Origin of the sequence: Shewanella sp. Isolate8 (genome assembly GCF_022398495.1) — a bacterium.
In the GTDB taxonomy this organism is placed as follows: domain Bacteria; phylum Pseudomonadota; class Gammaproteobacteria; order Enterobacterales; family Shewanellaceae; genus Shewanella; species Shewanella aquimarina.
In genome coordinates this window covers 276010-293398 of the sequence record NZ_JAKEVI010000004.1, presented here as the reverse complement: position 1 = coordinate 293398, position 17389 = coordinate 276010, and the positions used below count along the sequence as shown (strand labels likewise).

Below are 17389 nucleotides of genomic sequence, written 5' to 3'. Positions count from 1 at the left end.
CGACAGAATGCTTAAAACAAGCGTGCGGAGAATGACGGTCAATCTTGTTTATCATAGCATCGGCGTGAGCCTCACTAGGTATCTTCCCATGGCATTTTTACACTAATGATACAAACTGTAGCTTCTAACGATTTTTTCACCAATAAACAATTCGATGCCGGTGGTTCAATCCCGGAGGGAAACTCGTTAAACTAGGCGCCATTACGACGCGAATTAGGTCTGCTAAACATGCACACGAAAGCCATTTATCCCGGAACATTCGATCCTGTCACTAACGGTCATACCGACCTCATCGAGCGTGCGGCGAAATTGTTTAAGCAGGTGGTGATCGGCATAGCCGCTAACCCCTCAAAACAGCCTAGGTTTAGTCTGGAGGAGCGGGTCAAGCTGGTGAAGCGGGTGACCGAGCATCTGGACAATGTCGAGGTGGTTGGCTTTAGTGGTCTGCTGGTGGACTTTGCTAAGGAGCAAAATGCCAGCGTCCTGGTGCGTGGCTTGCGGGCGGTGTCAGATTTCGAATATGAGTTTCAGCTTGCCAACATGAACAGGCGCCTGAGCGCCGATCTGGAAAGCGTATTCTTAACGCCGGCCGAAGAGAACTCGTTTATCTCTTCGACCCTGGTGAAAGAGGTGGCATTACACGGTGGTGATGTCAGTCAATTTGTGCATGAAGAAGTAGCCAAAGCGCTGCAAAAAAAGGATTAATTTGCCCGTCATGATGGAAAAAATCAAAGCTTATGTTGTAGGAGGGGTCGCGGCGCTAAGCCTGCTGATCGCCTCTTTAGCGAGTGCGGCTCCCTGGGTCGATGTGTCTGATATCTATCTCAGAGCCGATATTCAGGCGCTCGCCGACGCCGGTGTCATTACAGTGCCGGTAAATACTTACCCCCTGATGTGGTCTGGGATTGGGAGCGATCTGAGCAAGGTGGAACCCTCAGTGCTGTCGCCGGGTCTCGCCACCGCGTTTGCCCGGGTGAACTTCTACTATCGCAACGCCGTTGAGAATCGCGGCAACACCCGCATCAAGGCGGCCGGTGGCAGCGATCCGGCGCGCTTCCAGCATTTCGGTTCTGACTATCGCGAGAAGGCAGAGGTGCAGGCGTCCCACGAGTATCTGGGTGACAGGTTTGCCTTTAAGCTAGCGGCCTCGGCCCACTATGATCCCATGGATGAGAAAGAAATTCGCCTGGATGACTCCTATTTTGCGGTGGCTCTGGGTAACTGGATGGTAACGGCCGGCGCCGTGGATCAATGGTGGGGACCGGGATTCGATACCGCGCTGCATCGCTCCAACAACGCCCGTCCGCTGCCTAGCCTGATGCTAAGCCGCAATAACGCCGCGGCGTTCGAGACGCCCTGGCTCTCCTGGATAGGCCCATGGACATTGACCACTGGCATCAGCTATCTGGAAGAAGAGCGTGCCGTTGCCAATCCGCTGCTGTGGAACTTTCGCGGTACCATTCGCCCCTTGAGACAGCTGGAGATGGGGATCTCATGGACCACCATGTTCTGTGGTGAGGACGAGGAGTGCGGCCTATCTACCCTGTTCGATGCCATCGCCGGTAATACCACCTGTGTGAATGGTGAGGCGAGCTGTGATCCTGCCTTGCAGTCTAAGATAGGCAACCAGATGGCGGGCTTCGATATTCGTTACGCCGATACCTGGTTCGACATTCCTGTCGGCCTCTATTTAGAGCGCACCTGTGAAGACTCGAGCGGCCCCATGCCGTGGGACCTGGCCGACTGCGCCAAGCTGTTCGGTGCCGATACCCGTTTCGAGTTCGACTCGCAGCAGTATAAACTCTTCTTCGAGTACTCAGATACTATGGTGGCCTGTGGTGAGAACCAGAATGCCTTTAACTGCTTCTACGAGCACAGCACCTACAAGAGTGGCTCGCGCTACTATGGCCGCTCGCTCGGCAGCACCTATGACAGCGACGCCAACGTGTATGTGTTGGGGCTTATCGGTCAGTTTGCCAATAGCCATGGTTTCACCTCTCTGCTGCGCTTCGCTCAGCTGAACAAGGATGGTAAAACCGTCAATAATGGTTGGGCACCTCAGCCGCGAAAGGAAGATCTGCTGATGCTAGAGCTTAGCTATCGCCTGCCGATCTGGAAGGGGATGATGAGCCTGGGCGGCACTGTGTCTCAGTCAGAATTTGAGGTGGAAGACAAGGATACCAATGCGACCCTGTTCGGCAGTTATGAGTATCGCTTCTAAATGTTTAGAATAGTTGTTTAGCTAAGGCTTTAGCTGAAAACGAGTAATTAAAAAGGCTGACATCTTGTCAGCCTTTTTGCTTTTCGCTGCAGGGATTTGCTCAGGCTGGTTATCCTGGCAGGTCCTAGCGTGGCTGACACAGACCGCAGAAGACGGTGGCCCTTTGGCCGAGTTTTATCTCGCTCAGCAGGTTGCCGCATTGGGTGCAGGTCTCGCCGCCGCGGCCGTAAACATGTAGCTTCTGGGCGAAATAACCGGGTTTTCCCTCGGCGTTGGTGAAATCTTTTAGAGTGGTTCCCCCCTGTTTGATCGCCTGAGTCAGTATCTGTTTCACCTCGGCAACCAGCACGGTTAGCCGCTCCCTATCTATTCGTCCCGCCTCGGCCTGGGGGTGTATGCCGGCGGCAAACAGGGCCTCGTTGGCATAGATATTCCCTACGCCTACCACGATATGATTGTCCATCAGGCACAGCTTGACCGCCTTCTTCTTACCCTCCAGCGCCTTGGCCAGATAGTCGACATTGAAGCCCGATTGCAGAGGCTCTGGGCCTAGTTTGGCCAGCAAGGGGTGGGCGGCTTCTGGCAGCTCGCACCAGAGCCAGGCGCCGAAGCGTCTGGGATCGTTAAACCTGAGCACCTTGCCGCTGGCAAGTTCCAGATCGATATGGTCATGCTTCTCCACTGGCGTCGACTTGGGCAGAATTCGCAGGCTGCCGGACATGCCAAGGTGAACTATGGTGGTGCCGGCATCGGTATCCAGCAGCAGGTATTTGGCGCGGCGGCGTATGCCTCTGATGGTCTGTCCCACTATCTGCTGGGCTACCTCGGGTACGGGCCAGCGCAGCGATGCGTTGCGCACGGTTAATCCCGTGACCTCCTGATCCAGCAGGTGGGGGGAGATCCCTTGGCGGGTCACTTCGACTTCGGGGAGTTCGGGCATATAAATCTCTTCGTTTAACTTGTTTAGGGGTTATCGAGCTTGAGGATCGGCGCAAGCTGCGGGCGCAGACTCGGCGGAACCTGGTACCAATTACCGGCGGGAGAGCTGAGTAGCCCCTCACCGGGATAGAAGAGCCAGAGCTGCGGCGTCTCTATGTCGCGGATCTGCAGCACCAGTTCGTGGGCTTGTGTGCTTAGGTCTGTGGGCTTAGCGATAGGAGAGACCAGTATGCCTCCCCAGGCCTCGGCCCACTGGCGGCAGTTGAGCACCTGAGGGTCACACTGCCAGCCAAAGCCCTGCTCGGCCAGCCAGAGGTCATCATATTGCAGCTGAGCCAGCGGCGCCTGTTGATCGAACAGTGGCTGGGCGTCATCAGGGATCGTCTGGCGTTGACGATCTAAAAAGGTGAGTATCGCCACCATGGCGATGGAGGCGAAGATGATGATGTTATTCCATTTTCTTCTGGTCAGGGCCATCTCGAGTCAGCATCAATCAATGTAAGATGTGTACGAGTCTATCATCGAAAATGGCCCAGGGCATCAGCCGCCGGTGGCATTCATAAAGCGCAGGATCTGGGTTTCTCCCTCGGGGCCGAAGTGGTGCTCCTTGGGTTTGTGCTTAATCCCCTCGAGAATCGCCTGTTTCAGGCGCGCGATATCGCCCGGGTATTCCCTGACGATCGCCTTGAGATCTACCGAGTTTTCATTGCCCAGGCAGAGCAGCAGGCGTCCCTCAACCGTGACACGTACCCGGTTACACTCGTGGCAGAAGTTATTGCTGTGGGGCGAGATGAAGCCTACATGTATGCTGCTGCCGGGCATGGTGTAGTAGCGGGCCGGGCCGCCGGTGCGTTTGTCAGACACGCTGAGTGGATAGCGCTGGCTGATAATCGCCTTAACCTCGTCGCTGCTACAGTGACGGCTCTTCTTGCGCTCGTCGATGATCCCAAGGGGCATCTCCTCGATGAAGGCGATATCCAGTTCGCGCTCGCGGCAAAACTCGATGAGATCCAATACCTCATCGTCATTCTGACCGCGCAGGATCACGGCATTGATCTTGATGCGGCTGAAGCCCGCTGCCTTGGCGGCATCGATCCCCTGGATCACCCGCTCCAGATTGCCGTTGCGGGTCAGCTGGGTAAACAGCTCGGGTTTTAGGGTATCTAAGCTGATGTTGAGGCGGCTCAGGCCCGCCTCATGCATCTTGCTGGCAAACTTACTCAGGCGCGAGCCATTGGTGGTCATGGACAGCTCTTTGAGGCCGGGAAGCTGGCCCAGCAGTTTGACCAACTGGTCGCAATCGGTGCGTACTAAGGGCTCGCCGCCGGTGAGGCGGATCTTCTTCACCCCCAGCTCGGTAAAGGCCTGACCTATCCAGGCCAGCTCCTCCAGGCTGAGCACCTGCTCTCTGTCGAGAAAGCAGGGATCTTCGCTCATACAGTAGACGCAGCGAAAATCGCATCTGTCGGTCACCGAGAGGCGGAGATATTCGACCGTACGGCCAAAGGTATCGACGATTAAACTCATACAGAATCACCTAGGGCGGCGGGTAAGGGCTGCTTGCCCGCCTGGCTGTTGCTATTGTCGTCTATAAGAGATCGGCAAAGGGTTGAATATAAACGGTATCGCCCACGTTGAGCTGCTCATCTTTCTCGGCGATCACGATAAGGCAGTTTCCCTTCACCATTGAGCTCAACATGCCTGAGCCCTGGGCCCCCGTGCTGGTGACATGTAGGCGGCCATCGCTGCCCAGATGATAGATGCCACGGGTGAACTCGGTACGGCCGCTGCGGCTGCGTAGCGCACAGTCGGCGATGGCTGGCACCAATGTCGGTGCCCATTCCAGTTCTCCCGCCAACTTGCGCAGCGCCGGCTGCACGAATTGCATGAAGGAGACCATCACGGCCACAGGGTTGCCCGGTAGGCCGAAGAAGAGGCTATCGCCTATCTGGCCGAAGGCCAGGGGTCTGCCCGGACGCATGTTGATGCGCCAGAAGTTGATCTGTCCCACCTTGGCGAGCGCTAACTTGATGAAGTCGGCATCGCCTACCGAGACGCCACCCGAGCTTATTACCACATCGGCCTGCTGCGCCGCGCCTTGCAGGGCGTCAATGAGCGCTGCCTCGCTATCTTCGATGATACCGAGGTCGATCACCTCACAGCCCAGCTGTTTCACCATGGACTTGATGGTGAAGCGGTTGGAATCGTAGATGCAGTTGGGTTTCAATGGCTCGCCCGGCTGGCATACCTCGTCACCTGTTGAGAATACCGCGACCTTAGGGCGACGATATACGGGCAGCCTGCCGAAGCCGAGCGAGGCCAGCATGCCCTGATGGGCGGCCTTGAGTCTGTTTCCGGCCCCCAGCGCCGTGTGATCCTTGGCGATATCTTCACCGGCCTGGCGAACGTGTTGTCCTAGGCTGATCTTGCCCTGGAAGCTGACGGCGTCGCCGCGATCCTCTGCCATCTCTTTCATCTGCACAGTATCGGCACCCTCAGGCATGGGGGCGCCCGTCATGATGCGCACCGCCTCGCCGGGCTTGAGTGTGCCCTGATAGCTGTGACCGGCCATCACATCGCCCACCAAGGTGTAGCTGGCTAGCATGGGATCTGAATAGGCGAAGGCGAAACCGTCCATCGCCGAGTTGGTATGTTGGGGCACGTCCACTGGTGAGATGGCATCCTCGGCCAAAACCCTGTCTGTGCTGTCATCGATGGCCACCTCTTCGCTGGCAGAGACTGGCGTGACATAAGAAAGAATTTTATCTATCCCCTGTCTCACCGACAGCGTCTTGCTGGTATCGAGTTCGCAGCCGCACTCGGGCGCGAGGGGGAGCGATGGCGTGCAGGGTCGCCAGTTGTTGGCGTATTCGATAACGAAGTCGGCTATCTGGCCCACATCGTTGATATCTAGCCGTCTAAGGTCTGAAGGCAGCTCAGTCTCGTCGCAGCAGGCAATGGCCTGAATGTTGTCGTCATGGGTATGGATAAAAGGTTTGCCATGGGCGGCGCGGTGAAGCTCTATCTTGGGCAGGGCCAGCTTCTTGAAGCCCTCCACCAGGACGATATCTACTTTATCGGCTTCAATTTGCGCCAGCAGGTGGGGTAGTTCTGGCGCATCCTCTACCGGATCTTCCGTCATCAGCGCCCAACGCACGTGGGAGGCGACCAGCATCTGGCGGGCACCAGCCTTGCGCATCTCGTAGCTGTCCTTGCCGGGAATATCCACATCGAAGTTATGATGAGCGTGTTTGACAACGGCTAGACGCAGGCCCCGGTGATTGAGTTCGGGGATCAGCTTCTTTAGCAGTGTAGTCTTGCCTGTGCCACTGTAGGCGCAAAATCCGAGGACGGGGATCGGCAGTGGATTGTTAAACGGTACGCTCATGTACACCTCTATTTTTAGTGGGCAATTGCCTCGGAAAGTTGTTGTTTTTGTTCTGGCGTGTTGACGTTCACGAACGCATTGGGCTGATCGGAGAAGTCACACACCACGCAGTGGTGTTTGGCATACCAGAAATCGATCTTACGCTCGCCTGCATCTAAGAAGGCCTTCATTGATTCTCGCAGCGCCGGTTTCATCAGTAGCACCACAGGTTGTTCTCGCTTGCCGTCGCTGGCCACGGCCATCTCGGCCCCTTGGGTCTCTATGGCGGCGAGCATGCGCGGCACCAGATCCGTCGGCAGCAGCGGACAGTCACAGGGCACCACCATAAGGTAGTCGGCCTGGGTCTGCCCCAGTGCGGTGATCATGCCGGCCAGCGGCCCCAGATAACCCGAGTCTTCGTCGCTCAGTACCGGATAACCAAACTCAGCATAGCGGTCCTGATTGCGATTTGCGTTGATCAGGATCTGCTTAACCTGAGGTTTTATCCTGTCGATTGCGTGTTTTATCATCGGCTGATCGTTTAACTCGACCAGTCCCTTGTCGTTGCCGTCCATGCGTCTGGCCATGCCGCCGGCAAGGATCACGGCATCAATTTGCGGTGACATATCTCAGCTCCTGCTGTGATGGGGTGAAGGGGCGCTCATCAAGGCTTGATGGGCTGACCTGAATAGCCTGGTTTTGGATCTGCCAGGTCTGCTCGCACAGGCCTGTGAGCAAGCAGCTCTGATGGCTGGAAATCAGCATGCCTGTGCCTTGCTGTTTAAGATGGCTGACCATGGTGAGCACCAGTTGCTGGGACAGCTTGTCCATGTTGGAGGTGGGCTCGTCCAGCATCAGCAGGTGCGGGCGCATGATCCAGGCGCGGGCTATGGCCAGGCGTTGACGCTCGCCGCCGGAAAGGCTTGCGGCTCTCTGGTTGAGCAGGCCGCCAAGCTGGGCCATCTCGATAGCCGTCTGGGTACGCGAGGCGATCTCCTGTTCCGTCATGTCGCAAAGGGGCTGCACATAGTTGAGGTTGTAGGCCACGCTACCGTCAAACAGATAGGGGTGTTGGTGCAGATAGACCGCCTTGCCCAGCAAGGGATTGCGGCGCCACCAGGGGGTAGGCGCAAAGCCTTCTGTGTGGATCTCACCTAGGCTTGGTGCCTGTAGACCAGCTAGCATCTTCATCAGGGTCGTCTTGCCGCTGCCATTGTCACCCTGCAGGTGTATGGTCTGATGTTGGGCCAGACTGAGGCGATCGAAGCGGTATAACAGGCGGCTGCCGAAGCGCATCTCTATGTTGTTGGCGATGATCTTGACCATGATTAAAGGCTCCTCGGTTCGGCTCTGCCCCTGAGGGTCCCGAGCGTGAAGTTGAGCACTAAGGCCAGGATAAGCAGTACTAGTCCCAGGGCGATGGCCTGGGCGAAGTCGCCCTTGCTGGTTTCCAGGGCGATGGCGGTGGGGATATTTCGGGTGACACCGGCGATGTTGCCGCCCACCATCATGGAACAACCCACCTCGGTGAGGATGCGGCTAAAGGCCGCGACTATGGCCATCAATAGCGGTACCTTGAGTTCCCGGCACACCAGCCAGACGGAACGCAGCCAGGAGGCACCTAAGGTGCGTGAGGTTTCCCAGGCACGCTTGTCTACGCTGGTAAAGGCGGCCTGACTCATGGCGATTAACACGGGGGCGCAGATCATCATCTGTCCCAGTATCATGCCTTTCTGGGTAAATAGCCATTTTAGATCGCCCAGTGGGCCCATGCGGGTAAGCATCAGATAGACCAAGAGGCCGATCACCACTGTGGGGATAGATTGGGTCGTCTGTACCAGATTCGTTGCAAACCAGCGTCCGGGGAAGCGGGCGAAGGCCAGCACGAAGCCCAGTATCATAGAGGGAATAAGGGTGATCGCCAGCGCAGCCAGAGAGACAGAAAAGGAGACGCTGACGATAGACCAAACATCGGGATCTAATGAAAACAGCAGGCTCAACGCCTGCTGTATTAGGGCTAACCAGCCTTCACTCATTCGCTATATGTTGCCTTAAATAGTTGCTCACCCTGTACGGTGTAGCTGTTAATCATGCCTTGGGCTTCGTTGCCGATCAGCCAGTCACTCAGCGCCTTAGCACCTTTGTGGTTCAGATCTGGGTATTTCTCAGGGTTGATCAACATGATTTGATAGGGGTTCGCCAGTGTCTTACCGCCATCATAGTCAACCGCGAGATCTAGCTTCGCCTTGTAGGCCACGAAAGTGCCGCGGTCAGACAGTGTGTAGGCTTGTAGCTCGTTGGCCATCAGCAGTGTCTTACCCATGCCTTGGCCCACGGCGCGGTAGCCGTTAAATGTTGGCTCGACCTTGGCGCCTTTCCAGATGATCAACTCTTTCATGTTGGTACCCGAGTTGTCACCGCGAGAGACGAAGCCCACGCCAGAGTCGGCTATTTTAGCAAAGGCCTCTTCGGCTGTCTTACTGCTACGGATCTTCGCTGGGTCGTTTTTCGGGCCCAAGATCACAAAATCGTTTTCCATGATGCCGCGTGGCATCATGCCATAGCCTTCATTAACGAATTTGGCTTCGGCAGCCGGGGCGTGAGTCATCACCACGTCCACGTCGCCCTGACGAGCAAGTTTAAGTGCTTTACCAGTACCTGTGGCGATAACCTGTACCTTGTAGCCAGACTCCTGCTCAAACTTAGGCAGTAGGTGGCTGAGTAGGCCAGAGTTTTCTGTGCTGGTAGTGGTGGCCAGTTTGATCACCTCTTCTGCCTGGGCAGAGGTTAACGTTAGGGCACTGGCGACGATCGCTAGGCTGAGTATCGATTTTAGCTTTAGCATTTTTGCTCCTTGGCATCTGCTTGAGTGCGTGATTTTGCCGAGATCACGCGGATCATGTGTAAATAACGAGACTGTTTCAGCAAAAATAGTGCCAGATCCATTATCTGCAAAAAAAGCTCACAAGTTGCCAACAAAGTGTGAAGCAGATCGCAAGCTCGGTAAATTGTCTCCAGACATAATGTCCCAGAGCGCGATTCTACTGGTTCAGGGTGACCAATTGGCCGAGGTTTGATGCTAGAATCTGTTCAATATGAGTCAAAATGTCCAAAAGAAGACAATATGAGCCAGCCCAATAAAGAGATGAAGCCCCTACCTTCCGCCGTATCTGTGCTTATCGTCGACGATGAGCCGGGCATGCGCAGCTTTCTGAAGAAGGCGCTGTCGAAGAAGTTTGCCCTGGTGGAAACCGCCGGCAGCGTCGAAGATGCCGAGCAGCTCAGGAGCCGCTGTCACTTCGATCTGCTGATCGTCGATATTCGCCTGCCGGGCCGTTCCGGCATCGAGTGGGACGAGGCGCTGAGCGATCAGGAGCGGCGCTCAGACATCATCTTCATGACCGGCTATGCCGATATGGACGTGGCCATCAAGGCGCTGCGCGCCGGCGCCTCCGACTTTATTATGAAGCCGTTCCACCTGGAGCAGATGATGAAGGCGGTTGACCGCTGCATCGAGCGTCGTCTGCTCAAGCGCGAAAACCTCATGCTGCGCCGCGAGGTCTCCATCGGCCAATCCTCCACCATCATAGGCAGCAGCGATGCCATGATGGAGGTGAAACATGTGATCGAGAGAGTGGCGCCCACCAACGCAGTTATTCTGATCGAAGGCGAATCAGGCACGGGTAAGGAGCTGGTGGCCAGACAGCTGCATCTGCTCAGCGGTCGTCAGGGACCATTCGTGCCAGTCAACTGTGGCGCTATCGCCCCCGAACTGCTGGAGAGTGAACTCTTTGGTCATGCCGCCGGCTCCTTCACCGGCGCCAAGGGCAACCGTGAAGGTTTGTTCAGCTTCGCCTCGGGCGGCACCATCTTCCTCGACGAGATCGGCGAGATGCCGCTCAAGATGCAGACGGCCCTGCTGAGGGTGCTGGAGCAACGCACCATACGCCCCGTGGGCAGCGAGAAAGAGATCAATATCGATGTCCGGGTGCTGGCGGCCACCAACCGCAAGCTGGCGGACGAGGTGGAGGCCGGTAACTTCAGACGCGATCTCTTCTATCGACTCAATGTGCTCGACATAGTGATCCCGCCGCTGCGGGAACGCCCGGAAGATGTGGTGGAGCTGACCCATCACTTCACCCGCCTGCTGGCCGCCGAGCTGGGGGTCAAGGAGGTGGTATGGAGCCACGAGGATATGCTCAAGCTGCAACAGCATGAGTGGCCGGGCAACATACGTGAGCTGCGCAACATGATAGAGCGCTGTATCCTCCTGGGTAAGCCGCCGGCGGAATATTGGAAGCAGCAGCCCAAGTCAGAGGTGGCGGGCGAGCTGGGTTATCCCCTTGACTGGTCGCTTAAAGAGGTGGAGAAACACCATGTGACCTCGGTAGTCGACCTGTATCAGGGCAATAAGTCTGCCGCCGCGCGTGATCTCGGAGTTTCCCGTAAGACACTGGATCGTAAATATAAAGAGTGGTTCGAACTCAATAACCTCGAGGAAGAATAACCGTGTCTTTTTTCTCGCGTCTCTTTGGTGTCAACTGGCAGCAATTGCAGGCCAAGGTGCGTTATCGCATCCTGATCCTCACCCTGCTGCCCATTTTGCTCACCCTGGTGAGCCTGGTGTTTATCACCATCTACTGGAACATCAGCTACACGGGCAAGCAGCTCTTCATGAAGGTGAAGGCCGACCTGACGGTGGCCAGTAACACGCTCATCTCGGTGCAGGAGAAGCAGGAAAATCAGCTGGAGCTGGTGCGCGCCTCCTGGGAATTTCAGAACGAATTTCGCGATCTCGATGGAGACACTAAGGCCGCCAGAGCCAAGCTGGCCGAGCTGCTAAAGCAAAAGCAGGCCGAGCTGGATCTGGACTTTCTGCGCCTGGTCAGCGTCGCCGAGGCGGCCCAGGACCCAGACCTTAGGGTGATGCTGCCCAAGATACAGGACAACCAACCCTTCTCCGGCTTGATGGTGCTCCAGCCACAACGTCTGGCCCGGCTGTCGCCCAATCTGGAGCAGGAGGCGGTGATCACCCTGGTGGATACTCCAAGATCCCAGAAGCCGAGTAAGGATGTCGAGAAGCGCGGCATGTTGAGCCGCAGTCTACTGCCTATCCTGGGCCGCGATGGCAAGGTGGGCTGGTATCTGGACGGCGGCATCTTGCTCAATCGCGACATTCGTATCGTGGATCATATTCGTGACCTGGTTTATGACAAGGGCACCCTGCCAGAGCGTTCCATCGGCACGGTAACCATCTTCCTCGACAACACCCGTATCAGCACTAACGTGCCGTTGAACTTCTTCCCTCAAGACAGCGAGAAGCGCGGCCGAGCGCTCGGTAGTCTGGTGTCGGAAGAGGTGCGGCAGAAGGTGTTAGTGCAGGGGCTGCTGTGGGTCGATCGCGCCTTCGTCTACAACGACTGGTTTATCTCGGCCTATGCCCCGCTCAAAGATATTCGTGGCGAGCGCATTGGCATGATTTATACGGGGTTTTCAGAGTCGCCCTTTATCCATAACTACCTGCTCAACATCATAGAGCTGGGCACCATACTCATGTTGGTGCTGCTGGTCTCTGGTCTGTTGGTCTACCGCGGCGCCTATAGCCTGTTGCAGCCGATTGAGCGGATCCACCACGTGGTGAAGGCGGTGCAGTCGGGGCGCAACCTGCGTATAGGCTCCTTGGGGCTTGAGCGAGACAACGAGCTGGCTAATTTGGCCGAACAGTTCGACCGCATGCTGGATCTGTTGCAGCGGCGTAACTCGCAGATCCAGGCGGCGGCCGAGCAGCTGGAGGTTAAGGTCGAGGAGCGTACCCGCAGCCTGCAGGAGAAGACGGAGGAGCTGCAGCGTAACGTGGCCCTGCTGAACGAGACCCGTCAGCAACTGGTGACCAACGAGAAGCTAACCGCCCTGGGTGAGTTGACTGCGGGGATCGCCCATGAGATCAACAATCCGACGGCGGTGATCTTGGGCAACATGGAGCTGCTCAAGTCTGAACTCGGCGCCAAGGCCGAGGATGTCGAGGAAGAGATAGACATCGTCATCGAGCAGGTGGGCCGCATCAGCACCATTATTCGCAGCCTGCTGCAATACAGTCGTCCCGGCGAGTTCAACGCGCCACTGGAGATGCATCAGCTCACGCCGATCGTCGAGGAGATGGCCATCCTAGTGCGTCACTCCATCAAGAAGCAGGAGGTGGTGCTGATCCAGGATCTCAACGCCAGTTATCCAATCGAGGTCAATCGCCCTCAGCTATTACAGGTGCTGATTAACCTGGTGGTTAATGCCGCCCACGCCATGGATGGACAGGGACGCATCTGGATCCGCACCTATGACTGGGTCCAGGGCGGTGAGCCCATAGGGGTCAAGATAGAGGTGGAAGATGAGGGTAAGGGGATCCCCGAGGAACAGCTGGGGCGCATCTTCGATCCTTTTTATACCACGCGTCAGGATGGTACCGGACTGGGGCTGTCGCTAAGTTATGGCATCATCAAGCGGATCGGCGGCACCATAGAGGTCAGCTCAACGGTCGGTAAGGGCACCCTGTTTACCATAGGCCTGTACCACAAGGCGATCGACGATCAGTTCAATCCGCCTTACGAGGGACTGCATTTCTCGAGTGCGCTGGACAAGAAGGTGCGAGAGGCCTAGTGATTGTATGGCTTAGGGATTCGTAAAGACTCCCTGGGCAGCTCGGTAAGCCTGGACTTCAGATAAAAAAAAGAGCCGGAATAGTTATATTCCGGCCACAAAGAGTGTGTGTGAGCAATGTTGTGCTTGCGAACTCATCATTGTAAGCAGAGATGAAGTGCTTAAAACAGACTGAGTTTTGGAACGCACTCAAATAGTAATAATTATCATTTAGGTTTGCAAGCTTTTATCGTGTAAAGATTCACGATTAACAGTCTCTAGCTCAGTAACTTGTTTAAAACCAACTTGTTATCATCGATATTGGCCGTGGAATTTTCCAAGCCGGCTATCTTGTAGCCCTGCTTTATCAGCAGCTGTAACATGCTGGCGAAGCGGTTGTAGGTCTTAACCGCCAGGGTGTTGAAGCCCTGAGTCTTGGCCCAGCGCTCCTGATCTTGCATCAGTGCCTTGGCCAGCCCCAGCTGGCGAAACTCAGGCAGTATGGCACCTAGCCAGCTGTAAAACTCACCATTGGCCTCTCCATAGCCTATCTTATAGCCCGCCAGCTCGCCCTCGATGCGGATCAGCTGCACCAGAAAGGGCTTGCCGTTCAGGCGTGATTGATAATCTGCCGCCTGAAGACGCCCGTCGAATTCGGGCACCTGTTGGCTCAGGCCGATGAGGGTGTCGATGAGCTCATCGCTCAGTTGGGTGTGATGCTCGATACTTGTGGTGTACATCTTGGCTCTCCAAAGTTGGTGCTAGCATGGCGGCACTGGTGAAAATTTGAGTGCCGCGATGATAGTATAAATCAACTGGTCAGGCCAGTTCGGTCTGCGATTTTGTCTGGCCTTCTCGCAAAATTCGCTCCTGCAGTACCCTGAGTAAGACGCCGTAGGCAGGTAGGAAGAGCCCCAGGCTGACGATTAGCTTGAAACCATAGTCGACGCTGGCGATCTCCATCCAGTGCTCGGCCATGAAGGGGTCGCTCGAGGCGTAGAAGGCGACGCTGAAGAACACCAGGGTGTCGATAAGGTTACCAACCACAGTCGAGGCGGCCGGTGCGACCCACCAGGCCTTGGCCTGTCTGAGGCGGGCGAATACGGTAATATCCATCAACTGGCCGACCAGATAGGCGGCGAAACTGGCGAAGGCGATACGAAACACGAAGTTGTTGAATTGCGCTAAGGCGTCGCCACCCTGAAAACTGCCCTGATGGAAGAGCACGCCGATCAGATAGGAGATCAACAGCGCCGGTATCATGGCCCTGAGGATGATCTTACGCGCGGACTGTTGGCCGAAGATTCTCACCGTCAGATCTGTGGCCAGATAGACGAAGGGAAAGCTGAAGGCGCCCCAGGTGGTATGAAAACCAAATAGCTGAAAGGGCAGCTGAACCAAGTAGTTACTTGCGGTGATTATGGCGATATGAAAGCTGACAAGCAGCAGGAGCGCACGCTGAATCTGCGCCGGGGATAACATTAACATCTTGTGGCCTTTTTAGTGGGTTAACGCGGGGTGAGGGAACCCGCTTAGAAACTGGGTAAGGCTTGCGCCTCGGTTAGCCGTGTCCTGAGCCTAGCCCGGGAGACAGGGCGGCAAATTATAGTCATTAAGACCAAATGAGCAAGGATTTTGCGTCGTTTTCTCTGCCGAGCTCCCGCTTACAAGGCATAAAGAGACTACACTTGGTTGAATATCACCATGATTTCGAGGAGGGGTCGATGAGATCCTGGCGTTATCTTGTCGTCATCTTGTGCGCCTGCATGTTAGCGGGTACGCCACGGCATGCCGCATCCGAAGAGGTTGAGGAGATCACCGTGGTAACCGGCAACTGGCCCGGCTTTAGCACGCCAGACGGCAAAGGCTTTTACCTCGCGCTGATGCAAAGCGCCTTTCCTGCCCCCAAGTGGAAGCTCTCTGTCGATTTTGTGCCTTTCTCCCGCGCCCTCTACATGGTGCAGCATCACAAGGTCGACGTGGGGCTGGGCTTCTATCTCGACGAAGTCAAACCCGAATACTACTGTGACCTGCCGGTGGAGGTGGATCAGGTGGATGCCGCCCTGACGCCCGAGCTGGCGGCTATCTGGCAGGACATCAATAGCCTGAAAAAGAAGAAGGTGAAGGCGCTGCTGGAGTATCGCTACGATACCTTTATCAAGGTGCCCATGTATTACGAGGAGGGGAGCGATCTGCTGCAGATGCTCAACCATGTTAACAGCGGCAAGATAGACGCCGTGCTCGACTATAAGCGTTCTTTGCTGGGGCTCGCCAGCCAGTTAAATCGGCCGCAGCAGTATGTGATAAAAGAAAATGTACTCAATGCGGAGGTATTCTTCGTCTTTCCCCAGACGCAGAAAGGTAAGCGCTTGAAGGCGATCTTTAACCGTGCCATGGCGCGCATGCTCGCCAGCGGTGAGCTGGATCGTCTGTTTCAGGCCAACGTTGGTTATCGCGACCGGGTGCCGCTGGGTAAATAAGCCTGAGGCCAACTCTGCTAGCGTCTATCAGCCTGGTTAGGTAAGAGCTAGACCTCGGTCAGGATCGACATTATGGTCTTGAGCTTGTTCTCCAGCTCGTTCCACTCCGCCTCGGCCTCTGAGCCCGAGACTATGCCCGCACCGGCAAACAGGTTGATGCGCCCGGGTTCAATCAGCGCGCTACGGATCGCCACCGCAAACTCGCTCTCATACTTGTTGAAATAGCCACAGGCGCCGGCATACCAGCCTCGGGTATAGCCTTCGCGTTGGCGGATAAAGTTGATGGCCGAAGCCTTCGGCAGGCCGCCCACGGCCGGTGTGGGGTGCAGGGCCTGTAGGATCTGAAAATCGTTCACCCCAGGCTTGAGTTCGGCGCGAATGGCGCGGTGCAGATGCTGGATATGGCTCAGCTTAAACACCTTGGCCAGCTCATCGGCCCCCACATAGTTGCTCAGCGGCGTCAGGGCATCGACGATATGTTCACGCACCAGCTGGTTCTCGTGGCTGTTCTTGGTGTCGTCCAGCAGCTGTTGCGCAAGCAAGGCATCTTCGGCTTCGTTGAGCCCACGCGTGGTGGTGCCGGCCAGCGCCTCGGTAAACACCTCCCGCTGACGGCGTCGATACAGACGCTCAGGGGTGCAAGAGATAAAGGCGCTCTCTGGGCTGAATTGAAAGCCAAATTGAAAACTGTTCTGGTTGCGACCCTGCCAGCTTGCCAGCAGCATCCAGGGATCCACCTTCTCGTTCACCTCGAGCTGGGTCAGACGGGACAGCACTACCTTAGGCGTGTCCTGAATAAACCTGTCATGGGTGACCTGGTTGACCAGCTCGTGCCAGCGTAGCTTGTTGGGACGGTCGCTGCGGCTCAGCAGATGGATCTTGTTTGGCGGTGCCAGCGGCTTGGGTGGTACCAAAGCGGCGAGGGCCTGCAGCGCCAGGTTACGCTCCTGCTCGATATCGCGAGATTCTACGTTGAGATTGACCAGCAGCTTGTATTCATCGCCGCTACGCCTGAGTTCGACCCTGGGCAGGATGAAATGGGCACGACCATATTCGGGCCAGCACTCGGTATGACGATCGAAGGCGACGCCGCCGTAGTAGCGTATTTCCTGATTGGTCGAGAGTGACCTCTGGGTCTGATAAGCCTGAGAAAGCTGGTTGTCGTCTACCGCATCTTCGAAGACAAAATCTTTACAGCATCCCAGGGCGGCGACCTCTTCCTGGGTGTCGCGGCCATGCCAATAGATCCTGGGGTAGCAAGGTTGGCTGGCGATCCAGGCGATCATCGGCATAACACAGGCCGTCACCGACAACTGAATGATCGGTTCACCCTGGGGGTGAATATCGAGTTTTTCGAGTTTGCGGGATAGGGATTGTATGGCCTGTGGCAGCGAGGAAACGCTCAAGAAATACTCCAACCTGGTAAAAAAGTGCGTGGGTTTGAAGGCGGGTAAGGACATCAAACACGGCGAATCTGAGACTTATCTGAATTGGTAATAAGAATCTTTACCACAAACTAATGTGCCGACTGTTAGCTGTCAAGTTACAGGCAGTTAAGCTGTGAGCTTGCCCAAGAAAAGAGAGATTTGTCATTTATTTGGGAAGCAATTCTATCCTGTGTATTTTTGTCTAATCAAGGTTTTACACTGGACAAAATGTCCCTTGTCTACTGCCACCATCACGGCATTTGTTCAAATTTGTCGATCTGGGTTTGTTTTTGGTTTTCGTTAGCTTGTTGCTACAGGTGTAAGC

General features: G+C 55.9%; 16 protein-coding genes. 5 read left to right on the top strand and 11 right to left on the bottom strand.

The features are described 5' to 3' along the window. The first annotated feature begins 228 nt into the window (after positions 1-228). Complete coding sequence (gene coaD, locus L1D43_RS17650) at positions 229-705, top strand: pantetheine-phosphate adenylyltransferase (RefSeq protein WP_011867486.1); 477 nt, start codon at positions 229-231, stop codon at positions 703-705. Positions 706-715: 10 nt separating this feature from the next. Next, a complete protein-coding gene (locus L1D43_RS17645) occupies positions 716-2221 on the top strand; it encodes a capsule assembly Wzi family protein (RefSeq protein ID WP_239853721.1) in 1506 nt (501 codons plus the stop codon). Positions 2222-2345: 124 nt separating this feature from the next. Here the strand turns inward: L1D43_RS17645 and mutM are convergent, their stop codons facing one another. The 8 genes from mutM to L1D43_RS17605 form a co-directional block, all read right to left on the bottom strand. Beyond that, complete coding sequence (mutM, locus tag L1D43_RS17640) at positions 2346-3161, bottom strand: bifunctional DNA-formamidopyrimidine glycosylase/DNA-(apurinic or apyrimidinic site) lyase (RefSeq protein ID WP_239853719.1); 816 nt, start codon at positions 3159-3161, stop codon at positions 2346-2348. Positions 3162-3184: 23 nt separating this feature from the next. Beyond that, positions 3185-3637 carry a hypothetical protein gene (locus L1D43_RS17635; protein WP_239853718.1) on the bottom strand — a complete coding sequence of 151 codons (453 nt, stop codon included), beginning with the start codon at positions 3635-3637 and terminating at the stop codon, positions 3185-3187. 63 nt (positions 3638-3700) lie between these two features. Further along, positions 3701-4687: a GTP 3',8-cyclase MoaA gene (moaA, locus tag L1D43_RS17630; RefSeq protein WP_239853717.1), complete on the bottom strand. Its 987-nt coding sequence runs from the start codon at positions 4685-4687 to the stop codon at positions 3701-3703. Between the two features lie 61 nt (positions 4688-4748). Next, entirely contained in the window at positions 4749-6548 is a 1800-nt protein-coding gene (locus L1D43_RS17625) for a bifunctional molybdopterin-guanine dinucleotide biosynthesis adaptor protein MobB/molybdopterin molybdotransferase MoeA (protein WP_239853716.1), read from the bottom strand. 14 nt (positions 6549-6562) lie between these two features. Then, positions 6563-7153: a molybdenum cofactor guanylyltransferase MobA gene (gene mobA / locus L1D43_RS17620; protein WP_239853715.1), complete on the bottom strand. Its 591-nt coding sequence runs from the start codon at positions 7151-7153 to the stop codon at positions 6563-6565. Beyond that, positions 7137-7853: an energy-coupling factor ABC transporter ATP-binding protein gene (locus tag L1D43_RS17615; RefSeq protein ID WP_239853714.1), complete on the bottom strand. Its 717-nt coding sequence runs from the start codon at positions 7851-7853 to the stop codon at positions 7137-7139. Before L1D43_RS17615 ends, mobA begins: the two co-directional genes overlap by 17 nt. Positions 7854-7855: 2 nt before the next feature. Further along, positions 7856-8563: an ABC transporter permease gene (locus L1D43_RS17610; RefSeq protein ID WP_011867478.1), complete on the bottom strand. Its 708-nt coding sequence runs from the start codon at positions 8561-8563 to the stop codon at positions 7856-7858. Further along, entirely contained in the window at positions 8560-9372 is an 813-nt protein-coding gene (locus tag L1D43_RS17605; RefSeq protein WP_239853713.1) for a substrate-binding domain-containing protein, read from the bottom strand. Before L1D43_RS17605 ends, L1D43_RS17610 begins: the two co-directional genes overlap by 4 nt. 231 nt (positions 9373-9603) lie before the next feature. Here L1D43_RS17605 and L1D43_RS17600 point away from each other — a divergent pair, with 231 nt between their 5' ends. Both L1D43_RS17600 and L1D43_RS17595 read left to right on the top strand, forming a co-directional pair. Continuing rightward, complete coding sequence (locus tag L1D43_RS17600) at positions 9604-11034, top strand: sigma-54 dependent transcriptional regulator (protein ID WP_239853707.1); 1431 nt, start codon at positions 9604-9606, stop codon at positions 11032-11034. 2 nt (positions 11035-11036) lie between these two features. Continuing rightward, entirely contained in the window at positions 11037-13178 is a 2142-nt protein-coding gene (locus tag L1D43_RS17595; RefSeq protein WP_239853705.1) for a HAMP domain-containing sensor histidine kinase, read from the top strand. A gap of 257 nt (positions 13179-13435) precedes the next feature. Here the strand turns inward: L1D43_RS17595 and L1D43_RS17590 are convergent, their stop codons facing one another. Beyond that, positions 13436-13897 carry a GNAT family N-acetyltransferase gene (locus tag L1D43_RS17590; RefSeq protein WP_239853702.1) on the bottom strand — a complete coding sequence of 154 codons (462 nt, stop codon included), beginning with the start codon at positions 13895-13897 and terminating at the stop codon, positions 13436-13438. A gap of 79 nt (positions 13898-13976) precedes the next feature. Then, positions 13977-14645 carry a 7-cyano-7-deazaguanine/7-aminomethyl-7-deazaguanine transporter gene (locus L1D43_RS17585; RefSeq protein ID WP_239853701.1) on the bottom strand — a complete coding sequence of 223 codons (669 nt, stop codon included), beginning with the start codon at positions 14643-14645 and terminating at the stop codon, positions 13977-13979. 236 nt (positions 14646-14881) lie between these two features. Between L1D43_RS17585 and L1D43_RS17580 the strand changes: the two genes are divergently transcribed. Beyond that, positions 14882-15637, top strand: coding sequence for a transporter substrate-binding domain-containing protein (locus L1D43_RS17580; RefSeq protein WP_052813643.1), 756 nt, complete (start codon positions 14882-14884; stop codon positions 15635-15637). A gap of 47 nt (positions 15638-15684) precedes the next feature. Here L1D43_RS17580 and L1D43_RS17575 read toward each other — a convergent pair whose 3' ends face one another. Further along, complete coding sequence (locus tag L1D43_RS17575; protein ID WP_239853698.1) at positions 15685-17043, bottom strand: isochorismate synthase; 1359 nt, start codon at positions 17041-17043, stop codon at positions 15685-15687. Positions 17044-17389 lie beyond the last annotated feature (346 nt).

Bases quoted from the DNA above. Each gene is read 5' to 3' on its own strand.
- L1D43_RS17590 (WP_239853702.1), bottom strand. From the start codon at position 13,897: ATGTACACCACAAGTATCGAGCATCACACCCAACTGAGCGATGAGCTC.
- L1D43_RS17645 (WP_239853721.1), top strand. From the start codon at position 716: ATGATGGAAAAAATCAAAGCTTATGTTGTAGGAGGGGTCGCGGCGCTA.
- moaA (WP_239853717.1), bottom strand. From the start codon at position 4,687: ATGAGTTTAATCGTCGATACCTTTGGCCGTACGGTCGAATATCTCCGC.
- L1D43_RS17610 (WP_011867478.1), bottom strand. From the start codon at position 8,563: ATGAGTGAAGGCTGGTTAGCCCTAATACAGCAGGCGTTGAGCCTGCTG.
- L1D43_RS17600 (WP_239853707.1), top strand. From the start codon at position 9,604: ATGCTAGAATCTGTTCAATATGAGTCAAAATGTCCAAAAGAAGACAAT.
- L1D43_RS17625 (WP_239853716.1), bottom strand. From the start codon at position 6,548: ATGAGCGTACCGTTTAACAATCCACTGCCGATCCCCGTCCTCGGATTT.
- L1D43_RS17585 (WP_239853701.1), bottom strand. From the start codon at position 14,645: ATGTTAATGTTATCCCCGGCGCAGATTCAGCGTGCGCTCCTGCTGCTT.
- L1D43_RS17580 (WP_052813643.1), top strand. From the start codon at position 14,882: ATGAGATCCTGGCGTTATCTTGTCGTCATCTTGTGCGCCTGCATGTTA.
- mobA (WP_239853715.1), bottom strand. From the start codon at position 7,153: ATGTCACCGCAAATTGATGCCGTGATCCTTGCCGGCGGCATGGCCAGA.
- mutM (WP_239853719.1), bottom strand. From the start codon at position 3,161: ATGCCCGAACTCCCCGAAGTCGAAGTGACCCGCCAAGGGATCTCCCCC.
- L1D43_RS17635 (WP_239853718.1), bottom strand. From the start codon at position 3,637: ATGGCCCTGACCAGAAGAAAATGGAATAACATCATCATCTTCGCCTCC.
- L1D43_RS17605 (WP_239853713.1), bottom strand. From the start codon at position 9,372: ATGCTAAAGCTAAAATCGATACTCAGCCTAGCGATCGTCGCCAGTGCC.
- coaD (WP_011867486.1), top strand. From the start codon at position 229: ATGCACACGAAAGCCATTTATCCCGGAACATTCGATCCTGTCACTAAC.
- L1D43_RS17615 (WP_239853714.1), bottom strand. From the start codon at position 7,853: ATGGTCAAGATCATCGCCAACAACATAGAGATGCGCTTCGGCAGCCGC.